The organism is Candidatus Jordarchaeum sp. (genome assembly GCF_052745115.1).
The window spans coordinates 1-1,718 of record NZ_JBRAKS010000542.1 but is presented as its reverse complement, the minus strand read 5'-3'; the positions used below and the strand labels follow the sequence as shown (position 1 = coordinate 1,718).

Annotated in this window: 2 protein-coding genes; both read right to left on the bottom strand. The window is 29.6% G+C overall.

The window, feature by feature from the left end:
• Positions 1-151: 151 nt before the first annotated feature.
• Positions 152-583 carry an Lrp/AsnC family transcriptional regulator gene (locus tag ACUVXA_RS20645; RefSeq protein ID WP_445873178.1) on the bottom strand — a complete coding sequence of 144 codons (432 nt, stop codon included), beginning with the start codon at positions 581-583 and terminating at the stop codon, positions 152-154.
• A gap of 222 nt (positions 584-805) precedes the next feature.
• Entirely contained in the window at positions 806-1,243 is a 438-nt protein-coding gene (locus ACUVXA_RS20640) for an Lrp/AsnC family transcriptional regulator (RefSeq protein ID WP_445873177.1), read from the bottom strand.
• Positions 1,244-1,718 lie beyond the last annotated feature (475 nt).

Genomic DNA, 1,718 nt, shown 5'->3' with positions numbered 1-1,718 from the left:
CATAAGTTATATATCAACAAATACCCATATAGGAGTTTCGTCTGAATATATGGAATTTCGGGATTAAAATACCAAAATGTGAATTAAATCAATCCTATATCTGAAATAATCAATTATGTAAACTTATATTAAAATAGATTGAATTTATTTTTTATCCTTTCACTTTCCTCAGAACTATACAGCTCTCTACACTTATTACTCCTTGAATTCCCCTCACTTTTTCAATGAACTTATTCAATTCTATTAGGCTATTAACGTGAACCTTCATGCTCAGGCCACATCCTCCGGTCATGAGGTGTGCTTCTTCAACCTCTTCTAATTTAGCGATGGTTTCTATTATTTCATTTTGCCTGTGTGCTGCCGGGTGTATAGTTACTAATGATATAATTTTATTTTTGAATAATTCGGGATTTAGTATTATTGTAAATTTTTTAATGATTTCCTCATCGACAAGTTTTTGTAATCTTTTTCTGACAGTTATTATACTTAATCCCAGTTTATCTGCAATCTCTTTGTAAGATTTTCTACTGTCTTCGCTGAGCATCCTAATCAGTTTCTCATCAGTGTCATCAATTTTTAACATTTTTGAGTACCTTCATTTTTTATTTAACGCAAAACGATTCTATTATAAATTTGTAATTCCTACCTCTTATATATTGGAGTCAATGGGTGCCAATGGCTACTATTATTATGTGTTCTAAGAGTTTGAATCAATTAAAAGTTTTTTTTTAAAATATTAACGATTAGAATTAGGAAAAATTTAACTAATATCTCTCCATTCTTGGATTTTATTTTGTTTGAAGATCTACATTACAGATCTTTTTAATTCTTTTAAAGCGATACAACTCTCTAGGCCTATGATTGCTGATTCATTCTGCAATTTTTCTAAGAATGCGTTCAGACTCTGTAGATCCTTTACTTCTACCTTCATGTTTACGCCACATTTTCCGGACATGGCGTAGGCTTCCACTACCTCAGGCAATTCTTTAACTAGTTCTTCTACTTCTCTCTCCCTCTGGTTCTGAGGATATGCAGTAACATAAGCAGTTACCGATCTCCCACTTTTAGAAGGATTAAGAGCTAGCGTAAATCTCTCTATTACTTTCTCCTCGACAAGTTTATTTACCCTCTTTCTAACTGTGGATTCCGTTACTTCTAGTTCATCGGCAATTTCTCGGTAAGGTCTTCTAGCATCATTTGTTAGCATCTCGATTATTTTCTTGTTAATATAATCCAGTTCCATAGTTTACTCCTCCTTTCTAAAAGACTAATTCACTTATTTTTAATATCACTTTATTAGTTATTTCGGAAAATTTATAAACATTTTGGAATATAAACGGACAATAATGGTACTAAAAATATACTAAAATGATAATTAATTTATAGGCCAAAAAGCCGGAATATAAAAAATCCAATAATACCTTAAAAAATTTATTATATTTCCCTATAATAAAAATCCATAACATCAAATTCTAATTAGCAAAATCGGAAAAATATATCCTTATTTAGGAAAAAATATTGAATATTTGCACGAAAATTATTAAAAAATTATGATATTTTTCCCCTAATCTTACCATAAAGTTTTTAAATAGGATTTTTTAGTGGTGCGTCGGGAAAAATTTCGGAAATATTATTCCCAATACAGAACTTTTTTATATTTTTATTTTCCCAAATTTATATTAAACTGACAAATTTTTCCGATTTTTTTACTTCTATAT